Source organism: Paenalcaligenes hominis, assembly GCF_041359055.1.
Lineage (GTDB): Bacteria > Pseudomonadota > Gammaproteobacteria > Burkholderiales > Burkholderiaceae_B > Paenalcaligenes > Paenalcaligenes hominis_A.
On the sequence record NZ_JBGJKZ010000003.1, the window covers coordinates 407,514 to 425,479 of the forward strand.

Below are 17,966 nucleotides of genomic sequence, written 5' to 3' on the forward strand. Positions count from 1 at the left end.
TTATTAGGTTTTATATGTCAGAAGCCATTTCATTCGAGCTTGAGGTCGATACCAGTGGGCTGCTGTGCCCACTGCCTATCTTGCGCGCCAAAAAAGCACTGGCTCAGGTCCAAAGTGGTCAGGTGGTGAAAGTGATCACCACCGACCCACGTGCCAAGGAAGATTTCCAAGCATTTACTGACCAAACAGGCAATAGTTTGCTTGGTCAGTTTGATGAGGGTGACGGCGTTATTCATTATATTCGTCGTCGCTAATACAGGTAGGTTCTAAGTTGTTGTGTATTTGTCGCGTAAACCGTGTAAAATAGGCAAGCAATTTCCGCTAAGGCTTTCTTAGTGGTAGAATCTTTGGTTTTACACTTTTTTAACAGGAAGGGATTATCAATGGTGGTAATTCGCCTAGCCCGTGGTGGCTCCAAGAAACGTCCGTTTTACACTGTAGTAGCCGCCAACTCTAGCGATCGTCGCGATGGTCGCTTCATTGAGCGTTTAGGTTTCTACAACCCAGTTGGTGGCGAAGGTCAAGAAAACCTACGTCTACAACTAGATCGTGTTCAGTACTGGGTAGACAACGGTGCTCAGCTATCTCCAGCTGTAGCTCGTCTAGTAAAAGAATACTCCAAAGCTCAAGCTGCTTAATTGCTTAGGTAGTGCTTCGTTATGCCTTTAAAACAGATGTCATCGGCTTTGCCTGCTGATTTAGTCGAAGTAGGTCGTGTGGTGTCTGCTTACGGGGTTCGTGGCTGGGTCAAGGTTCAACCTTATTCAGCTGATGCCGAAGCATTGCTTAGTGTTAAAAAGTGGTGGCTCCGAGCGCCCGTACCTCCCAACAAGGCGGGCGACTTGGCAACTGCTCCGGCGCAGTTATTTACGGTGGTTAAATCCCGTCCTCATAGTGCAACGGTGGTTGCACAGTTTCAGGGCTTTGATGATCGTGATCTAGCCGAAAAGCTCAAAGCGCATACTGTATGGATATCGCGTACTGAGTTTCCCTCAGTGGATGAAGACGAACATTACTGGGTCGATTTGATTGGCTGCCTATTGTATGGCGACCACAATGGCCAGTCCGTGTTGGTAGGACAAGTTGCTAATGTCTTTGACAACGGAGCTCACGCCGTTCTCGAGGTACATATCGGCTTCCTAAACGATCAGGCCCAGTTCATATCGCAACTTGATGCAAAACAACGTCCTGTTGTAGAGCTAGTGCCTTTTGTAGAGGCCTATATTAAAGAGGTCGACCCGAGCAAGAAAACGATTGATAGCTCGTGGCCTTTTACGCCTAATTAACGATGCGTTTCGACGTCGTTAGTCTTTTTCCCGAAATGTTTAGCCCATTAACAGACAATGGGGTCAATGCGCGTGCGCGCAACAAAGGCATTTGGGATTTACAGTTTTGGAATCCACGCAGTTATACCCAAGACGTACATCGTACCGTAGATGACCGCCCCTATGGTGGTGGCCCTGGCATGGTTATGCTGGCGCAACCGCTTGATGCGGCTGTAGATGATGCTATTGCTGCGCGGCAGGCACAGCAGTTGGCTGCACCGGTGATTTTAATGAGTCCCACTGGGCCACGTTTCGATCAGCAGGCGGCACAGCAGTGGGCGCAGACTGATGGCGCTATTCTTATATGTGGGCGCTACGAAGGCATTGATCAACGCTTTATTGATACACGGGTTACCCACGAGATCTCACTGGGTGATTTTGTGTTGTCTGGTGGCGAAATTGCGGCATTAGCTGTGATGGATAGCATTATTCGTCTTTTGCCGGGTGTGCTGAATGATCAGCAGTCTGCTGTTTGCGATTCATTTCATGTGGGTCTAGATGGGCTATTGGACAGTCCACATTACACGCGCCCAGAGATCTACAATGGCATGCCTATCCCTGATGTGCTTAAATCAGGTAATCACAAAAACATAGAACGTTGGCGCAGAGAGCAATCATTGCGGCTTACCCTTTTACGTAGACCGGATCTAATTGAACGGGCGCGCGCCCAAGGCCTTTTAGATAAAAAAGATGAGTTGTTTTTAGCCGGATTAATAGCGAATTAGTTTCTATAAATAGTTGGCGTCCTCTTCGCTCTAAACGACGAGGCTTTCCGCGCGATTTGATAAAATAAAAAAAACGCCCCAAAAGGGGCGCTTTTTTTGCGTTGCTAGGTGAAGTTAAGCACGTAAACGCATTAGTTGTTGCTCAATTTTTTCTAATGTTTGCGTGAAGCTTGCTAAGCGATCACGTTCTTGTTGAACTACGGCTGCAGGGGCGCGCTCTACAAAGCTAGCGTTATTCAGCTTGCCATTGGCTTTGGCAATCTCAGCGGATAAACGTTCAATTTCTTTGCTAAGACGAGCGGTTTCAGCCTCTACGTCTACCTCTACATGCAGCATCAGTTGGGTAGTGCCTACTACTTGAACAGGAGCGCCTAAGTCAGGAAGCTGAGGGTGGATTTCCACATCAGCTAGCTTAGCTAGGGCTTTTAAGTAGGGGGTATGCCGTGTCAGCATGTTTTGATCGCCCTGAGCTAATAAAGGGGCGCGCTCGGAGGGCGATAAACCCATTTCGCTACGCAAAGCACGAATAGCATCGACTTGAGCTTTGAGTTCGTTAACGCTTTTTTCAGCTTGCTCGTTTAGTTCAGCCTCGATGAACTCGGGGTAGGCTTGAACACTAATGCTTTGTTCCTGATGTGCAGTACGCTTTCCTGCTATTAGGGAGACTTTTTGCCAGAGCTCTTCGGTGATGTAAGGAATAATGGGGTGTGCTAAACGTAACACGGTTTCAAGCACATCAATTAATGTGCGTTGGGTTCCTAAACGTTGTGCAGGTGTGCCTTGTTGTATTTGGACTTTAGCCATTTCCAAATACCAGTCGCAGTACTCATCCCAGACAAAATGGTAAATAGCATTAGCAATATTATCAAAACGGTATTCGGCAAAATTGCGTTCTACTAACTGAATTAAGCGTTGGAGTTGGCTGCGTATCCAGTGGTCTACGGTGGAGTATTCTGCGGTAGCATCTGGCTGTGCGAACGGCATGGCGGCTTCGGTATTCATCAATACAAAGCGTGTGGCATTCCAAAGCTTGTTGTTGAAATTGCGATAGCCTTCGCATCGTTTTAAATCGAAGTTGATGTTTCGACCCAAAGTAGCATAGGCTGCCATGGTGAAGCGTAAGGCGTCTGTACCATAAGCAGGTACGCCGTCTGGATAGTCTTTACGGGTGCGTTTGGCAATGCTATCGGCTTGTTTAGGGTTCATTAAACCAAAAGTACGTTTCTGTACTAAGGTTTCTAAATCAATGCCATCAATTAAGTCGACGGGATCAATGGTGTTACCGCGTGACTTACTCATTTTTTTGCCTTCCATGTCACACACTAAGCCGTGAACATAGACGGTGTTAAAAGGAACTTGGCCGGTCATGTGCATGCTCATCATGACCATGCGTGCCACCCAAAAGAAAATAATATCAAAACCCGTAACCAGAATGCTAGAAGGTAAGTACTTGGCTAAATCAGGGGTTTTTTCAGGCCAACCTAGATCGGTAAAGGGCACCAGAGCTGAGGAGAACCAGGTGTCTAATACGTCTTCATCACGGCGTAAAGAGCCTGTAATGCCTTGGGCGTTGGCTTTTTCTTGGGCCTCGGCTTCGTTGCGGGCCACAATGATGGTACCGTCTTCGGCATACCAGGCTGGAATTTGATGGCCCCACCATAGTTGACGGGAAATGCACCAGTCTTGGATGTTGTTTAGCCACTGATTGTAGGTGGTGCTCCAGTTTTCAGGTACGAATTTAACTTGACCGTTGGCAACCACCTCTAGCGCTACTTCAGTAATGCTTTTGCCTGGGTTCATAGAGCCTTCAGGGGCGGGTTTGCTCATGGCCACGAACCACTGATCGGTTAGCATGGGCTCGATTACTGTGTTGGTGCGATCACCGCGCGGTACCATTAAGGTGTGCGGTTTCACAGCCTGAAGAGCACCCATGGCCTCTAGGTCGTCCACAATCACTTTACGGGCGTCAAAACGGTCCATGCCCTGATATTTTTCAGGTGCGTTTTCATTGATTTTAGCGTCTAGGCTAAGAATGCTGATTTTTTCTAAGCCATGCCGTTCGCCCACGGCGTAATCATTAAAATCATGCGCTGGGGTGACTTTTACAACGCCAGTGCCGAATTCTTTGTCTACGTAATCATCTGCAATAATGGGGATTTCGCGACCCACTAAAGGCAGAATGACTGTTTGACCAATTAAGTGCTGATAGCGCTCGTCTTGGGGGTGTACCATTAAGGCCACATCGCCAAGCATGGTTTCGGGGCGTGTGGTGGCAACCACTAAATGGGTTATATCCCCTGTGGGCTGGGTCAGAGCATAACGAATTTCCCATAAATGACCTTGCTCTTCGGTGCTTTCTACCTCTAGGTCTGATACAGCAGTACCTAGCACCGGATCCCAGTTCACCAAACGTTTGCCACGATAAATCAGACCTTGTTCGTACAAACGCACAAAGGTTTCAGCTACGCCGCGAGTCAGGTTTTCATCCATGGTGAAGTATTCGCGATCCCAGTCACATGAGGACCCTAAACGACGAATTTGCTGAGTAATGGCGCTGCCTGACTGCTCTTTCCATTCCCATACTTTTTCTACAAAACCTTCGCGTCCTAAATCGTGGCGTGAAATGTTTTGTTGATCAAGCTGGCGCTCTACAATGATTTGTGTGGCAATACCGGCATGGTCTGTACCAGGGATAAATGCCGTATCAAAGCCTTTCATGCGGTGATAGCGCGTTAAACCATCCATAATAGTTTGGTTAAATGCATGCCCCATATGTAATGTACCGGTGACATTAGGGGGCGGGCATTGAATCACAAAAGCAGGGCTTGAGCCGTCAGCGGTAGGCACATGCTGCCCGCTGCGAAATAAACCGGCTTGCTCCCATTGAGCATAACGCTGACTTTCAATGTCTTTGGGTTCAAAGCTTTTGGCGAGCTGATCAAGTAGAGATGTATTGGAAGAGTTGGTCATTGTGTTGCGAGTTAAGGCAGGATCTAGGGGGCTGGCCCCAAAAAGCCGCTATTAAAAAAATATAAGTCTAAAAGCTGTATTTTAAGATGCAGCATGATGCTGTGGGCATGTTAAAATACTTCGCTATCTTAAAAACATCAAAAGTGATTGTTTTTTTTGATAAAAACAACATTTTCTTTGTCATTGTCGTATTTGTCTATGCAGGCACGACATCTATTTTTGTTTATACTGGGATTTTACATGGCTATTGAACGTACCCTATCTATTATTAAGCCTGATGCTGTTGCTAAAAACGCAATCGGTCAAATCATTGCTCGTTTTGAGGCCGCTGGCCTAAAGATCGTAGCAGGTCGTTTAGTCCAATTATCACGCGCCGAAGCCGAAGGTTTTTACGCTGTACACAAAGAGCGTCCTTTTTTCAATGATCTCGTCGAGTTCATGATCTCTGGTCCTGTGTTTGTTCAGGTCCTCGAAGGCGAAAACGCGATCGCTAAAAACCGTGATCTTATGGGCGCTACTAACCCCAAAGAAGCCGCTGCCGGCACCATCCGTGCTGATTTCGCAGAAAGCATTGATGCCAATGCTGTTCATGGCTCCGATGCTCCTGAAACAGCTGCTGTTGAAATTGCGTATTTCTTTGCTGAAACAGAAGTTCACAGCCGCTAATTGTTAATTGCTCCACCGCACGTCAAATCATTATGTCAGAAACTCGTATGAATATCATGGGTCACACGCCCGAACAGTTAGCCGAATTGGTTGCCCAATGGGGTAATAAACCGTTTCGGGCTAAGCAGCTGCAGCGTTGGATTCACCAACGCGGCATTCGCGACTTTGAGCAGATGACGGATTTGGCGCGCGTGTTTCGCGAGCAGTTGGCAGAGCACTGCTCAATTTGCACTCCTGAGGTCCAAGTTGAGCAACGCTCTGCGGATGGCACCCGAAAATGGCTATTTGATGTGGGTCAAAACAACTCCGTCGAGGCGGTATATATCCCCGAAGACGACCGTGGCACATTATGTATTTCTAGCCAAGCTGGTTGTACTGTTGCGTGCCCGTTTTGCTCTACAGGCTACCAAGGCTTTAACCGCAATCTCAGTGCGGCCGAAATTATTGGTCAATTGTGGTTTGCACGCGACCAGTTACGCCAAAATCCAGAGCAGGCTCGCGTTGGCTCAAATCCTCAGCCCGTCATGGACGATCGTTATATTTCGAATATTGTCTTTATGGGCATGGGCGAACCGCTATTAAATTACGATCAGGTATTAATAGCTTTACAGCTAATGCTTGATGATAATGCGTATGGTTTATCGCGACGTCGTGTGACGGTGTCTACCTCAGGGGTAGTGCCTATGATGGATCGCTTGGCTAAAGACTGCCCAGTGGCTTTGGCTGTGTCTTTGCATGCGCCTAACGATGCCTTGCGCGATAAGCTTGTTCCTTTGAATCGCAAACATCCTTTGCGTGAGCTCATTGCATCCTGTAATAACTACTTGCAGTACGCACCGCGTGATTTCATTACTTTTGAGTACATTATGCTCGATGGCATCAACGATCAGCCCGAGCATGCTCAACAATTATTAGACATAGCCAAACAAGTCCGTTGTAAATTTAACTTAATTCCTTTTAATCCGTTCCCCCAGTCTGGCCTTAAACGTTCGTCAGCTGCCGCAGTACGAGACTTCGCTCAACGTTTACAAGAGGGTGGGGTAGTCACTACAGTACGCAAAACCCGAGGCGATGATATTGATGCCGCCTGTGGGCAGTTGGCGGGTGATATTCGTGACCGTACTCGAATCCGCGAGCGTTTACCCAATCAAGGAACGATTCTAATTAAACCGGAGCGAGTATGAGTTCTTCCACCTCTAGTGCAGACCTAGAGACTCCCTCACAAACCTTGGGGCAGGCCTTATATGAGTTGCGTCAAACGCAGCAGCTAAGCCTTACCGAGGTATCGACTCGAACCAAATATTCCATTCCTCAGCTTGAGGCTTTAGAGCAGGACAATTGGGACGCGCTACCCAGCGGGGTTCCTTTGCGCTGGATGGTAAAAAGCTATGCGCGAGTGTTAAATACGGATGCCGAGGCACTGTTGGCATTGTTAGGGCCTCAACAAGGTCAAGCCCCTAAAGCGCTAAATACCGATTCGCGTCAAGGGGCTGACTGGGGCAGCAGCGATAGGTCACTGTATTCTGACTCTGCACCGCGTTCATGGGGTTGGTGGTTAGTTATTCTTGTGCTTATTGTGGTCGCGGTGTTTTATGCCTTAAATCAGGGCTGGATTCCTGAAAATTGGCTGATCTTTGACTGGCTTAAAGAGTTCACTCATGATTGATTTATTTGAATTTACGCAGTCTGGTCGTAGCGCTTTGCCTGTAGGTGCTGCTGCCCCTAAATCCACACGTCAGGTCACGATTGGGTGGAAACAGCAACAAGTTAAAGTAGGTGGTGGTGCGCCGGTCGTAGTGCAATCCATGACCAACACAGCCACCGAAGAGGCCATTGCTACAGCAGTTCAAGTTAAAGAGTTAGCCTTGGCTGGCTCTGAGCTCGTACGTATTACAGTGAATACGCCTGCTGCAGCCAAAGAGGTACCCGCCATACGCGAACAGCTTGACCGCATGAATATTCATGTGCCTTTAGTGGGGGATTTTCACTATAACGGTCACAAGCTCTTAACTGACTACCCCGAGTGTGCGCAGGCGTTGTCCAAGTACCGTATTAACCCAGGCAATATGGGGGGCGGAAAACGACGCGATGACAACTTTGCACAAATGATCGAAGTCGCTTGTAAATACGATAAGCCGGTGCGTATTGGTGTGAACTGGGGCAGTTTAGACCACGAGCTTATGGCTAAAATGATGGATCAGAATGCGCAAATGGCCCAGCCTTGGGAGGCTCAGGCTGTGATGCGCGAGGCGCTTGTTGTTTCAGCTATTTCAAATGCGCAACGCGCTGAACAGTTAGGCTTGGCTGGGAATAAAATCATTCTGTCCTGTAAAGTCAGTCATGTGCAAGACCTAATTACTGTGTACCAAGATCTATCCGCGCGTTGTGATTACCCTTTGCACTTGGGGCTGACTGAAGCAGGCATGGGTAGCAAAGGCATTGTCGCCTCCACCGCTGCATTATCCGTGTTATTGCAACAAGGTATTGGTGATACTATTCGTATTTCTCTAACGCCCGAACCAGGTGGTGACAGACGTCAAGAGGTAGTGGTAGCCCAAGAAATATTACAAACCATGGGGTTACGTGCATTTACCCCTATGGTGGTGGCGTGCCCTGGCTGTGGTCGTACCAGCAGCACAGTGTTTCAAGAACTCGCCAATGATATTCAAGCTTACTTGCGCGACCAAATGCCGGTATGGAAGAATCAATACCCTGGTGTAGAAACCATGAACGTCGCTGTAATGGGCTGTGTAGTAAATGGCCCGGGTGAAAGCCGTCATGCAGATATAGGCATTAGTCTGCCTGGCACTGGCGAAACGCCTGCTGCGCCGGTCTATGTAGATGGGCAGCGAATCGTCACGTTAAAAGGTGATACGATTGCACAAGAGTTTCAGCAAATAGTATTGGATTACGTACAAAAAAGGTACGCTCCTTAATTATAAAATAGGCCGCAGCGCCTACGGAAAGGATATATGTCGAAGTCTGTACAAAAACTTCGTGGCCTAACCGGCATGAAGGATATACTCCCCGGTGAAAGTGCCCAATGGGAGCAACTAGAACAAACTGTGCGCACGTGGTTAGCTAGCTATGGCTATCGCAATATGCGTACACCAGTGTTGGAGTTTACGCAGCTGTTTGCCCGCGGTATTGGTGAGGTCACTGATATTGTAGAAAAAGAAATGTATTCGTTTACGGACTCTTTAAATGGTGACAAGCTCACTATGCGTCCCGAATTCACAGCTGGCTTAGTCCGTGCCTCAATCGAGCACAATATGCTCTACGATAGACCGCATCGCATTTATTCTATCGGTCCTGTATTTCGACACGAGCGTCCTCAACGTGGTCGCTATCGTCAATTCCATCAAATTGACGTGGAAGCATTAGGTTTTGCTGGGCCAGATGTGGATGCCGAGCTAATTATTATGCTGGCGCGTCTCTGGCGTCTTTTAGGTCTGAATGACGTGCGCCTAGAGATCAACTCCTTAGGGCAGTCCAACGAGCGTGCAGCTCACCGCGAGGCCTTAATTGCTTACCTAGAGCAACACAAAGACATATTGGACGAAGAAGCGCAACGCCGTATGTATACCAACCCATTGCGTGTGTTGGATACAAAAAATCCTGCTATGCAAGATATGGCTAATAACGCACCCAAACTATTTGATTACTTAGGCCCAGAATCTCTGGCTCATTACGAAGCCGTGTGTGCTCGTTTGGATGATGCGGGTATTGCTTATACGCTTAATCCACGTATGGTGCGCGGATTGGATTATTACAATTTAACGGTATTCGAGTGGGTTACAGACCGTTTAGGGGCACAGGGCACGGTTTGTGGTGGTGGTCGTTACGATGGCTTAATCGAAGTTTTGGGCGGCAAAGCTGCTCCAGCTGTGGGTTTTGCTATTGGTATGGAACGCTTGCTTGATCTAGTTTCTCAAGACCAAGAACAACAAACTACCCCAGAGTGTGATGTGTATGTTATTCACCAAGGGGATCTTGCTCAGCGTCAAGCCATGCGCTTGGCTGAGCAATTACGTGATCAAGGTCTGAATACCATCGTGCATGCCGGTTCTTCTGGGTTTAAGTCACAGTTTAAACGTGCTGACGGTAGCGGTGCCTTAGTGGCCGTAATCCTTGGCGAGTCAGAACTAGAACAACAGCACGCAAGTGTAAAGTGGCTACGCGCTAATGATGCGGAGCAGCCCCAGGAAAGCATTGCATTTGATCAACTCGCCACCTATTTACACGCAAAGGTCTAATTCGTTATGGCATATGATCTAGAAGAACAGGAAAAAATTGACGCGCTAAAAGATTGGTGGGATAAAAATGGCACGCGCGTCGTCATTATTGCTTTTGTTATTGCGGCCTCCATTTTGGGTTGGCGAGGTTATCAGTGGTATGAGCAACACCAAGCCACTAAAGCCATGGGGTATTTTGAGGCCTTAGAAACCGCTGCATTACAAAATGACGATCAATCCAAAGCTCGTCTATTGGCTGCTAGCGATGCGCTACGCAAAGACCACGACAAATCGGCTTACACCAGCCGCGGTCTATTAATTGCTGCTGAGTTTTTACAAAAAAATGGTGACTTAGATGGGGCTAAAGCGCAGCTGGAGTGGGTTGCTAACCAATCAACAGAACCTGCAATTGTAGGCGTGGCTCGGCTACGTCTTGCTGGGGTCTTAGTAGAGCAAAGTAGCTATGACGAGGCCTTGCAGCAGTTACAACAGCCTATAGCTGCCTACGAGGGCTTGTATGCGGATCGTCGTGGTGATGTGTACTTTGCTCAAGGTCAGCTTGAGCAGGCGCGCAAAGAATGGGAGCGCGCGGTCAATGCCTTGGCTGATGTGGCCTATGTGCAAATCGTGCAGTTAAAAATAGATGCGTTAAGCAAGGAAAAGTAATGGCTAGATTTCTGAATCGTCGTTTGTTTCGTATTGCTGCAGTCGCGGTAAGTGTTAGCTTGCTGGGTGCTTGCTCTATGTTTTCGGCTAAAGACCCTCGTTTTGAGCCCGCGCCTTTGGTCGATTTTGAGGCGGGTGCAGCGGCTCAAATCCGTTGGTCCACCTCCATTGGTAAAGGGTCTGGCTTTGGTTTCATTCCCGCAGTGGTCGGAGATCGAGTCTATACAGCTACTCCATCTGGGCAGCTTTCGCAGATTGACCTACAAAGCGGCCAGGTGCTCTGGAGCAAAAACGCAGCCAAACACTTATCCGCAGGCGTAGGAGCAGATGGCTCCACTGTGGCCGTGGCCTCTCAAGACGGTTCAGTTCTTGCTTTTGACTCTGCCGGCAATTCGCTTTGGCAGGTTAAAGCCAGTAGTGAAGTCAACGTGCCTCCCGCGGTTGGTTACGGTGTAGTGGTTGTACGCAGCTCTGATTACCGCATTCAAGCTTTTGATGTGCGTTCAGGCGAGCTGCTCTGGAGTCTACAGCGTCCAGGGCCCGCTTTGGCCTTAAAAACCAACATTAAGATGGAGATTGTGGACGGGCTTGTTATTGCTGGCATGCCCAATGGTCGCGTAATGCTTATTGATGCAGCCTCTGGTGCTGTGCAATGGGAAGGCGTTGTTTCTCAGTCGCGGGGTGCGACCGACCTAGAGCGCATTAACGATGTAGTAGGCGGTCCAGTCGTCATAGGGCCTTTATTATGCGCCTCCTCTTACCAAGGGCGGGTTGTTTGTTTTGATCTATCCGAGGGCGGCGTGCCAGTATGGCAAACTGATTTTTCCACAACGACTGGCATAACCTCAGATGGTCGTTTCGTGTTTGGGTCTAATCAACGCGATGTGTTGACCGCTTTTGCACTCGAAGAGGGTACTGTGGTTTGGTCTCAGGATGCGTTGCGTAATCGCAAGCTATCGGGGCCTGCTGTAATTCATAATCAAGTGGCCGTGGGCGATTACCAGGGCTATGTTCATTTTTTATCTCGAAGCGATGGTCGTCTGCTAGGTCGGGTTGGCGTTGGTTCGGGGGCTATTGTTTCGCCTTTAGTTAGCACACCTTTCGGGGTGCTAGTACAAAGCGGCAATGGTAATTTAGTATTGGTTGATGTCAATTGAAAAGCCTTGCTTTTAAACCTGTAGTCACTATAGTTGGGCGTGCCAACGTAGGTAAATCTACCTTATTCAATCGCCTGACTCGATCGCGCCAAGCGCTAGTGGCTGATTTTCCGGGTCTGACTCGAGACCGCCATTATGGCGAAGGTCGTGTTGGTTCACGTCCCTATTTGATTGTGGATACAGGCGGGTTTGAGCCCGTTGTAAAAGACGGTATTGTGCGTGAAATGGCACGCCAAACCGAACAAGCCATTGCCGAGTCGGATGTAATTATCTTTTTGGTTGATGCTCGTGAAGGCCTTAACCGCCTTGATTTTGATATTGCTAACCAACTGCGTCGCAGTGGTCAGCCCGTTATATTAGCTATCAATAAAGCCGAGGGCATGCGTTATGGTACGGCGGGTCTCGAGTTTCATGAGCTGGGCTTAGGCGAGGCTCATACTATTTCAGCGTCTCATGGTGACGGCGTTGTCGATTTAATCGAGGCCGCCTTGGCCTGCATTCCCGAGCCCGAAGCCGAAGCAGAGCCCGAGTTTGATCCAGACGCACCCGAAGAAACGGGGGTCAAACACCGCATTAAACTCGCCATTGTAGGGCGGCCGAATGTGGGTAAATCCACATTTATTAACGCCCTAATGGGGGAAGAGCGGGTTATTGCTTTTGATATGCCTGGTACGACTCGTGATGCGATTGAGATCGAGTTCGACTACAAAGGCACGCCATACACATTAATTGACACTGCAGGTTTACGTAAACGTGGCAAGGTCTTTGAAACCATAGAAAAATTTTCTGTGATTAAGACCTTACAAGCCATCGAAGCGTCAAATGTGGTGCTGCTTATGCTTGATGCCTCAACGGAAATTTCGGACCAAGACGCCAGCATTGCAGGCTTTATTCTGGAGTCTGGTCGGGCATTGGTGGTGGCTATCAATAAATGGGATGATCTCGATAGCTACAAACGTGAATGGGCCAAACGTGAGTATGCCCGTAAATTGCGCTTCTTAGATTTTGCTAAAGTCAGCACGATTTCGGCTCTTAAAGGACAAGGCATTAGTCATGTGATGCGCGCGGTCAAAGCTGCTCACGCTGCGGCTTACCGTCGTATGCCTACGCCACGTTTAACTCGCATTATTCATGATGCCGTCGAGCAGCAGCAGCCGCCTCGAAAAGGTATTTTCCGTCCCAAGTTGCGTTATGCACACCAAGGTGGGCAAAACCCACCCATTGTGGTGGTTCATGGCAGTGGCCTAGAGGCGGTGTCAGATAGCTACAAACGATACCTTGAGGGTAGAATTCGTGAGGCCTTCGATCTCGAAGGCACCCCAATGCGTGTCGAGCTGAAATCATCACGCAATCCCTATGTGGAGGATAAGTAATTGAGTCGTTTTTGGAGTGATCACATTCACGCCTTGGAGCCTTATGTGCCAGGCGAGCAGCCTCAGCAAAAGATGTTGAAGCTGAACACAAACGAGCATGCTTATGGGCCTTCGCCCAAAGTGTTCGAGGCCATTGCGGCAAAAAACCAAGCCGACTTACGACTCTACCCTTCAGCAGAAAGTGCAGAGCTACAGCGCGCTATTGCTGAGTTGCATCAGGTGCAGCCCGAACAGGTGTTTCTAGGCAATGGCTCAGATGAAGTCCTAGCACATGTTTTTAATACCTTGTTCTTGCGTGACGGCCGTCCTTTGTTAATGCCGGATATCACCTATAGTTTTTACAAGACTTACTGTGCGTATTTCAAGGTGCCCTACGAGCTTCAGCCCTTGGCCGAGGATTTTACGATTCAGGTCGAAGACTACACGCGTCCACGCTCCGTTAAGCCAGCCGCTATTATTTTTGCTAACCCTAATGCGCCGACGGGCATTGCGTTGTCTTTAGAGCAAATTGCTGAAATAGCACAAGCTAACCCAGACAGTGCGGTAGTGGTTGACGAAGCGTATGTGGATTTTGGTGCAGACAGTGCAATTGCACTGTTAGGGCAGTTTGACAATATTGTGGTGATTCACACGTTGTCCAAATCCTATGCCCTAGCTGGCTTGCGCGTAGGCTACGCGGTAGCTAGCGCTGCTATTGTGGTGGGATTACAACGCGTTAAAGACAGCTTTAATTCGTACCCGCTAGATACCTTAGCTCAAGCCGGTGCTTTAGCTGCTGTCCAAGATAGAGCCTATTTTAATGAAAAACGTTTGGCTATTATCGCGAGCAGGGATAAACTTACAAAAGACTTACAGGCCTTAGGCTTTACTGTTCTGCCATCAAAGACCAATTTTGTTTTTGCTTCGCACCCCAAGTTCGATGCTGCTCATCTTCATCATACATTGCGTGAGCGCCAGATCTTAGTAAGGCATTTTAAACAAGAACGAATTGAACAGTTTTTGCGTATAACCATCGGAACCCCCGAGCAATGCGCTACACTACTTACAGCAGTACGTGAAATACTAAGTGCCTAGTTAATTGAAAAGGCCAAGCTTGGCTGGTGGGGTGGTATAGTAAAAACACTCTACACTAATTGATTAAAACTAATTCAGATAACAACATAAATTGGAGCCTAGCCAATGAGTAATAAAGGGCAAATACTACAAGACCCATTTTTAAACGCCCTACGCAAGGAACATATTCCTGTTTCTATTTACCTTGTAAATGGCATTAAACTTCAGGGCCAAATCGAATCCTTTGACCAGTATGTTGTGCTATTACGCAACACGGTCACACAAATGGTGTACAAACACGCCATTTCTACAGTGGTTCCGGCGCGTCCTGTTAACCTCAAGGCGGACGAAGACACTGAATAAATTGTTGAGCACTTCCTTTTGCATACCCGCTCAGACGCATTTTGCGTCGAGCGGGCATTTGTTTTTTTGTAGGAGTAGCCCATGAAAGCGCTGATTATTAGTGTCAACATGGGCGAGCTGGATTACGAAGCACATGCCGAAGAGTTTCATATGCTAGCCCAAGGGGCTGGTGCTGAAATTGTAAGCACAGTGGTTGTAAAGCGCGAACGGCCTGATGCTGCTTTGTTTATTGGAAAAGGTAAACTCCAAGAAGCCGTATTATTAGCCGATCAATACGAAGCCGAAGTCATTTTATTTGACCAAGCGCTTAGTCCTGCCCAGCAACGCAACCTCGAGCGCGAGTTTAAGCGACGTGTGGTAGACCGTGTGTTGCTAATTTTGGATATTTTTGCGTTACGCGCGCAAAGCCACGAGGGCAAGCTTCAAGTCGAGCTAGCTCAGTTGCAGCATTTATCAACCCGACTAACACGAATGTGGACTCACCTCGAGCGTCAGCAAGGTGGGATCGGTATTCGAGGCCCGGGCGAATCACAGCTTGAGTTAGACCGCCGAATGATCGGTATTAAAGTGCGTAAATTACGTGAGCGTTTAGAGAAATTAAATCGTCAGCGTCAAACGCAGCGTCGTGCCCGCATGCGCGGCAAGACACTTAACGTATCATTAGTGGGTTATACCAACGCCGGCAAATCGACATTATTTAATGCAATGACTCAGGCTGGGGCATTTGCGGCCGACCAGTTGTTTGCTACGCTAGATACCACTACGCGACGAGTATGGATCGAAGGAGCAGGGCAGGTTGTGATATCGGATACCGTTGGCTTTATACGCGATTTACCACCTACTCTCATTGCTGCCTTTAGGGCCACACTTGAAGAAACCATTCATGCAGATATACTTTTGCATGTGGTGGATGCATCCAGTCCACAAAAAGACGAACAAGTTCACGAGGTGAATAAGGTCTTAGCCGATATCGGTGCCGACCAAGTGCCGACCATTTTGGTCTATAACAAAATTGACTCCGCAGGGCTCACACCACGCTTAGAGCGTGATGAACATGGGCGTATTGTGCGAGTTTTTGTCAGCGCTCTAGAAAGAGCTGGTTTAGACGACTTGCGCACAGCAATTGTTGAGTCAGGTCAAACACTGGAAAGTAATACATTCCATGACGAAAATTTATAACTTAAATGATCCCGGTTGGGGGCGTGACAACAAAGGGAGTGGTAATCAAAATCAACCACCGCGCCGTCCTGATAACCAAGACTCTCCTCCCGATTTGGACGAGGTGTGGCGCGACTTTAATAAGCGCTTAGGGTCTATGTTTGGTAAAAAAGGAGGAGGCGGTCAACCCCCCCCACCTACAGGTGGAAATAGGCCGCCAATTAAAATGCCTAAAGGTTCTCCTAAATTATTTGCGGGCCTCATGATTCTAGTCATTGGCTTTTGGTTAGCCACTGGCTTTGTGATTGTCCAAGAGGGTCAGGTCGCTGTAGTAACCCGTTTTGGTAAATATATCAAAACCTTAAATCCGGGCTTGCAGTGGCGTTTGCCTAGTCCTATTGAGCATCACCAAGAGGTAAACATTGCTCAGTTACGCACGTTTGAGGTGGGTTTCCGAGGCAGTTCACGCAATAAGGTGCTGCCCGAGTCTCTGATGCTAACTGCGGATGAAAGTATTGTGGATGTGCAGTTTGTGGTGCAGTATCGCCTAGAGCCAAACGGTGCACCTGATTACCTCTTTAATACCGTGAACCCAGACGAGTCGGTACGCCAAGCCTCAGAGACCGCTATGCGGGAAATTGTTGGCCGTAAACCTATGGACTTTGTGTTGTATTCCGGTCGTACTGAAGTGGCCTCCGAGGTTCAGGAGCTCGCTCAGCGCATTTTAGACCGTTACAAAACAGGGATTCAAATCAGTACCGTAGCGATTCAAAACGTGCAGCCGCCCGAACAGGTTCAAGCCGCTTTTGACGATGCCGTCAAGGCCGGTCAGGATCGTGAGCGTCAGATTAACGAAGGGAATGCCTACGCTAATAAAGTGTTGCCCGAGGCCCGCGGTCAAGTGGCACGTATGTTGCAACAAGCCGAGGGGTACAAAGCTAAAGTCTTGGGTGATGCCCGAGGTGATAGCGCGCGTTTCGATAGCATAGTAACTGAGTACGCTAAAGCACCGGGTATCATGCGCGATCGTCTCTACATCAGTACGTTTGAAGATATTCTGTCCAGAACGAACAAGGTGATGGTAGATAGCAAGAACAACAACATGTTGTACTTGCCTTTAGATCAAGTGACAAAAAACGTAGCTCGCGATGCTGCACGTAGCTCTAACCCAGAGCATGCTGCAGCGGCAGGCGCTGCGTCGGACTCAAGCAGCAACTCTAGTTCACCCAGTCCGGCCAGTACACCGCGTCCAACCAACACGCGCACTACGCCGTTACCTAGCTCTAGCGACTTAGGTAATTTGTCTAACCCTTATTCACCTTATTCCCGCTAGGAGGTCATGATGCAACGTCTGTTTCCTGCTCTGATCGCATTGGCTATAGCTCTAGCGGTGCTGTCTTCTTCACTATTTGTTGTTAAAGAGCGTGATATGGCGCTGGTGTTTGCGCTGGGGGAGGTCAAAGAAAGTGTGACCAGCCCTGGGTTGTATTTCAAATTACCGCCGCCATTCCAAAACGTGATTTTTCTAGATAAGCGTTTGCAAACCATCGAGTCCAAAGAACCCGAACGTATTCAAACCGCAGAAAAGAAAAACCTTTTGATTGATTCTTACGTGAAGTGGCGTATTGATGATCCACGTCTGTTCTACGTTACGTTTGGTGCGTCGGACCGTGGTGCTATTGAGCGTCTTCAGGCTCAAATTCGTGATGCGCTCAACGCGGCGGTTAACGTTCGCACTGTAAAAGAGGTAGTCTCTGATCAGCGTGATGCGATTATGCGCGAGGTATTGGAGTCAGTGCAAAAACGTGCCGAAGCCTTAGGGGTGCGTGTGGTTGACGTGCGCTTACGTCGTATTGATTTTGCGCCTGAAATTTCCGAGTCGGTATTCCGTCGTATGGAAGCCGAGCGTAAACAAGAAGCCAACCGCTTACGCGCTACGGGTGCCGCAGAAAGTGAACGTATTCGTGCTGAAGCCGATCGTCAACGCGAGGAGCTTATTGCTGATGCTTATGCTGAAGCCGAGGCCATTCGCGGTACGGGAGAGGCTGAGGCAGCAGATATTTATGCCACAGCGTACTCCAAAGACCCAGAGTTCTATCGCTTCTATCGTAGCCTAGAGGCCTACCGCAACGCGTTTGGCACTAGCAACGATACCTTGGTGATTAGTCCTGAGTCTGAGTTCTTCCGTTTCTGGAAGAGCGACGAGGCACAGCCAGCGAATTAATACGAGGCCAAGCGCTTTAGGCTTGGCTATTTCGAATTGCTTCGTATATAC

The 17,966-nt window shown here is 48.5% G+C and carries 18 protein-coding genes; 17 read left to right on the top strand and 1 reads right to left on the bottom strand.

Features of this window, described 5'->3' with window-relative positions:
- Positions 1-14: 14 nt before the first annotated feature.
- The 4 genes from ACBP46_RS09130 (at position 15) to trmD (ending at position 2,050) form a co-directional block, all read left to right on the top strand.
- Positions 15-254, top strand: coding sequence for a sulfurtransferase TusA family protein (locus ACBP46_RS09130; RefSeq protein ID WP_371016424.1), 240 nt, complete (start codon positions 15-17; stop codon positions 252-254).
- Positions 255-383: 129 nt separating this feature from the next.
- On the top strand, positions 384-638 hold the full coding sequence (rpsP, locus tag ACBP46_RS09135; RefSeq protein WP_077733518.1) for a 30S ribosomal protein S16: 255 nt from the start codon (positions 384-386) through the stop codon (positions 636-638).
- 21 nt (positions 639-659) lie between these two features.
- A complete protein-coding gene (rimM, locus tag ACBP46_RS09140) occupies positions 660-1,286 on the top strand; it encodes a ribosome maturation factor RimM (protein WP_371016425.1) in 627 nt (208 codons plus the stop codon).
- Between the two features lie 2 nt (positions 1,287-1,288).
- Positions 1,289-2,050, top strand: a complete 762-nt coding sequence (trmD, locus tag ACBP46_RS09145) for a tRNA (guanosine(37)-N1)-methyltransferase TrmD (protein ID WP_371016426.1) — start codon at positions 1,289-1,291, stop codon at positions 2,048-2,050.
- 114 nt (positions 2,051-2,164) lie between these two features.
- Here trmD and ACBP46_RS09150 read toward each other — a convergent pair whose 3' ends face one another.
- Complete coding sequence (locus tag ACBP46_RS09150; RefSeq protein ID WP_371016427.1) at positions 2,165-5,020, bottom strand: valine--tRNA ligase; 2,856 nt, start codon at positions 5,018-5,020, stop codon at positions 2,165-2,167.
- Between the two features lie 240 nt (positions 5,021-5,260).
- Between ACBP46_RS09150 and ndk the strand changes: the two genes are divergently transcribed.
- The 13 genes from ndk (at position 5,261) to hflC (ending at position 17,915) form a co-directional block, all read left to right on the top strand.
- Complete coding sequence (gene ndk / locus ACBP46_RS09155; RefSeq protein ID WP_371016428.1) at positions 5,261-5,686, top strand: nucleoside-diphosphate kinase; 426 nt, start codon at positions 5,261-5,263, stop codon at positions 5,684-5,686.
- A gap of 29 nt (positions 5,687-5,715) precedes the next feature.
- Positions 5,716-6,870, top strand: coding sequence for a 23S rRNA (adenine(2503)-C(2))-methyltransferase RlmN (gene rlmN, locus ACBP46_RS09160; protein WP_371016572.1), 1,155 nt, complete (start codon positions 5,716-5,718; stop codon positions 6,868-6,870).
- On the top strand, positions 6,867-7,352 hold the full coding sequence (locus ACBP46_RS09165) for a helix-turn-helix domain-containing protein (RefSeq protein ID WP_371016429.1): 486 nt from the start codon (positions 6,867-6,869) through the stop codon (positions 7,350-7,352). The genes rlmN and ACBP46_RS09165 overlap by 4 nt, the downstream gene beginning before the upstream one ends.
- Positions 7,345-8,622: a flavodoxin-dependent (E)-4-hydroxy-3-methylbut-2-enyl-diphosphate synthase gene (ispG, locus tag ACBP46_RS09170; protein ID WP_371016430.1), complete on the top strand. Its 1,278-nt coding sequence runs from the start codon at positions 7,345-7,347 to the stop codon at positions 8,620-8,622. Before ACBP46_RS09165 ends, ispG begins: the two co-directional genes overlap by 8 nt.
- A 36-nt stretch (positions 8,623-8,658) precedes the next feature.
- Complete coding sequence (gene hisS / locus ACBP46_RS09175) at positions 8,659-9,942, top strand: histidine--tRNA ligase (protein ID WP_371016431.1); 1,284 nt, start codon at positions 8,659-8,661, stop codon at positions 9,940-9,942.
- Between the two features lie 6 nt (positions 9,943-9,948).
- Entirely contained in the window at positions 9,949-10,587 is a 639-nt protein-coding gene (locus tag ACBP46_RS09180) for a YfgM family protein (RefSeq protein WP_371016432.1), read from the top strand.
- Complete coding sequence (gene bamB / locus ACBP46_RS09185) at positions 10,587-11,744, top strand: outer membrane protein assembly factor BamB (RefSeq protein ID WP_371016433.1); 1,158 nt, start codon at positions 10,587-10,589, stop codon at positions 11,742-11,744. The genes ACBP46_RS09180 and bamB overlap by 1 nt, the downstream gene beginning before the upstream one ends.
- Positions 11,741-13,117, top strand: a complete 1,377-nt coding sequence (gene der, locus ACBP46_RS09190) for a ribosome biogenesis GTPase Der (protein ID WP_371016434.1) — start codon at positions 11,741-11,743, stop codon at positions 13,115-13,117. The genes bamB and der overlap by 4 nt, the downstream gene beginning before the upstream one ends.
- A complete protein-coding gene (gene hisC / locus ACBP46_RS09195) occupies positions 13,118-14,191 on the top strand; it encodes a histidinol-phosphate transaminase (RefSeq protein WP_371016435.1) in 1,074 nt (357 codons plus the stop codon). It abuts the gene before it with no gap.
- A 105-nt stretch (positions 14,192-14,296) separates the two neighbouring features.
- Positions 14,297-14,533: an RNA chaperone Hfq gene (hfq, locus tag ACBP46_RS09200; protein WP_077733507.1), complete on the top strand. Its 237-nt coding sequence runs from the start codon at positions 14,297-14,299 to the stop codon at positions 14,531-14,533.
- An 81-nt stretch (positions 14,534-14,614) separates the two neighbouring features.
- Positions 14,615-15,712 (top strand): GTPase HflX, encoded by a 1,098-nt coding sequence (gene hflX / locus ACBP46_RS09205; protein WP_371016436.1) that lies wholly within the window; start codon positions 14,615-14,617, stop codon positions 15,710-15,712.
- Positions 15,687-17,024 (top strand): FtsH protease activity modulator HflK, encoded by a 1,338-nt coding sequence (hflK, locus tag ACBP46_RS09210; RefSeq protein WP_371016573.1) that lies wholly within the window; start codon positions 15,687-15,689, stop codon positions 17,022-17,024. Before hflX ends, hflK begins: the two co-directional genes overlap by 26 nt.
- A 9-nt stretch (positions 17,025-17,033) precedes the next feature.
- The gene (gene hflC, locus ACBP46_RS09215; RefSeq protein ID WP_371016574.1) at positions 17,034-17,915 is read left to right on the top strand and encodes a protease modulator HflC; all 882 of its coding nucleotides are present in this window, start codon (positions 17,034-17,036) and stop codon (positions 17,913-17,915) included.
- Positions 17,916-17,966: the final 51 nt, after the last annotated feature.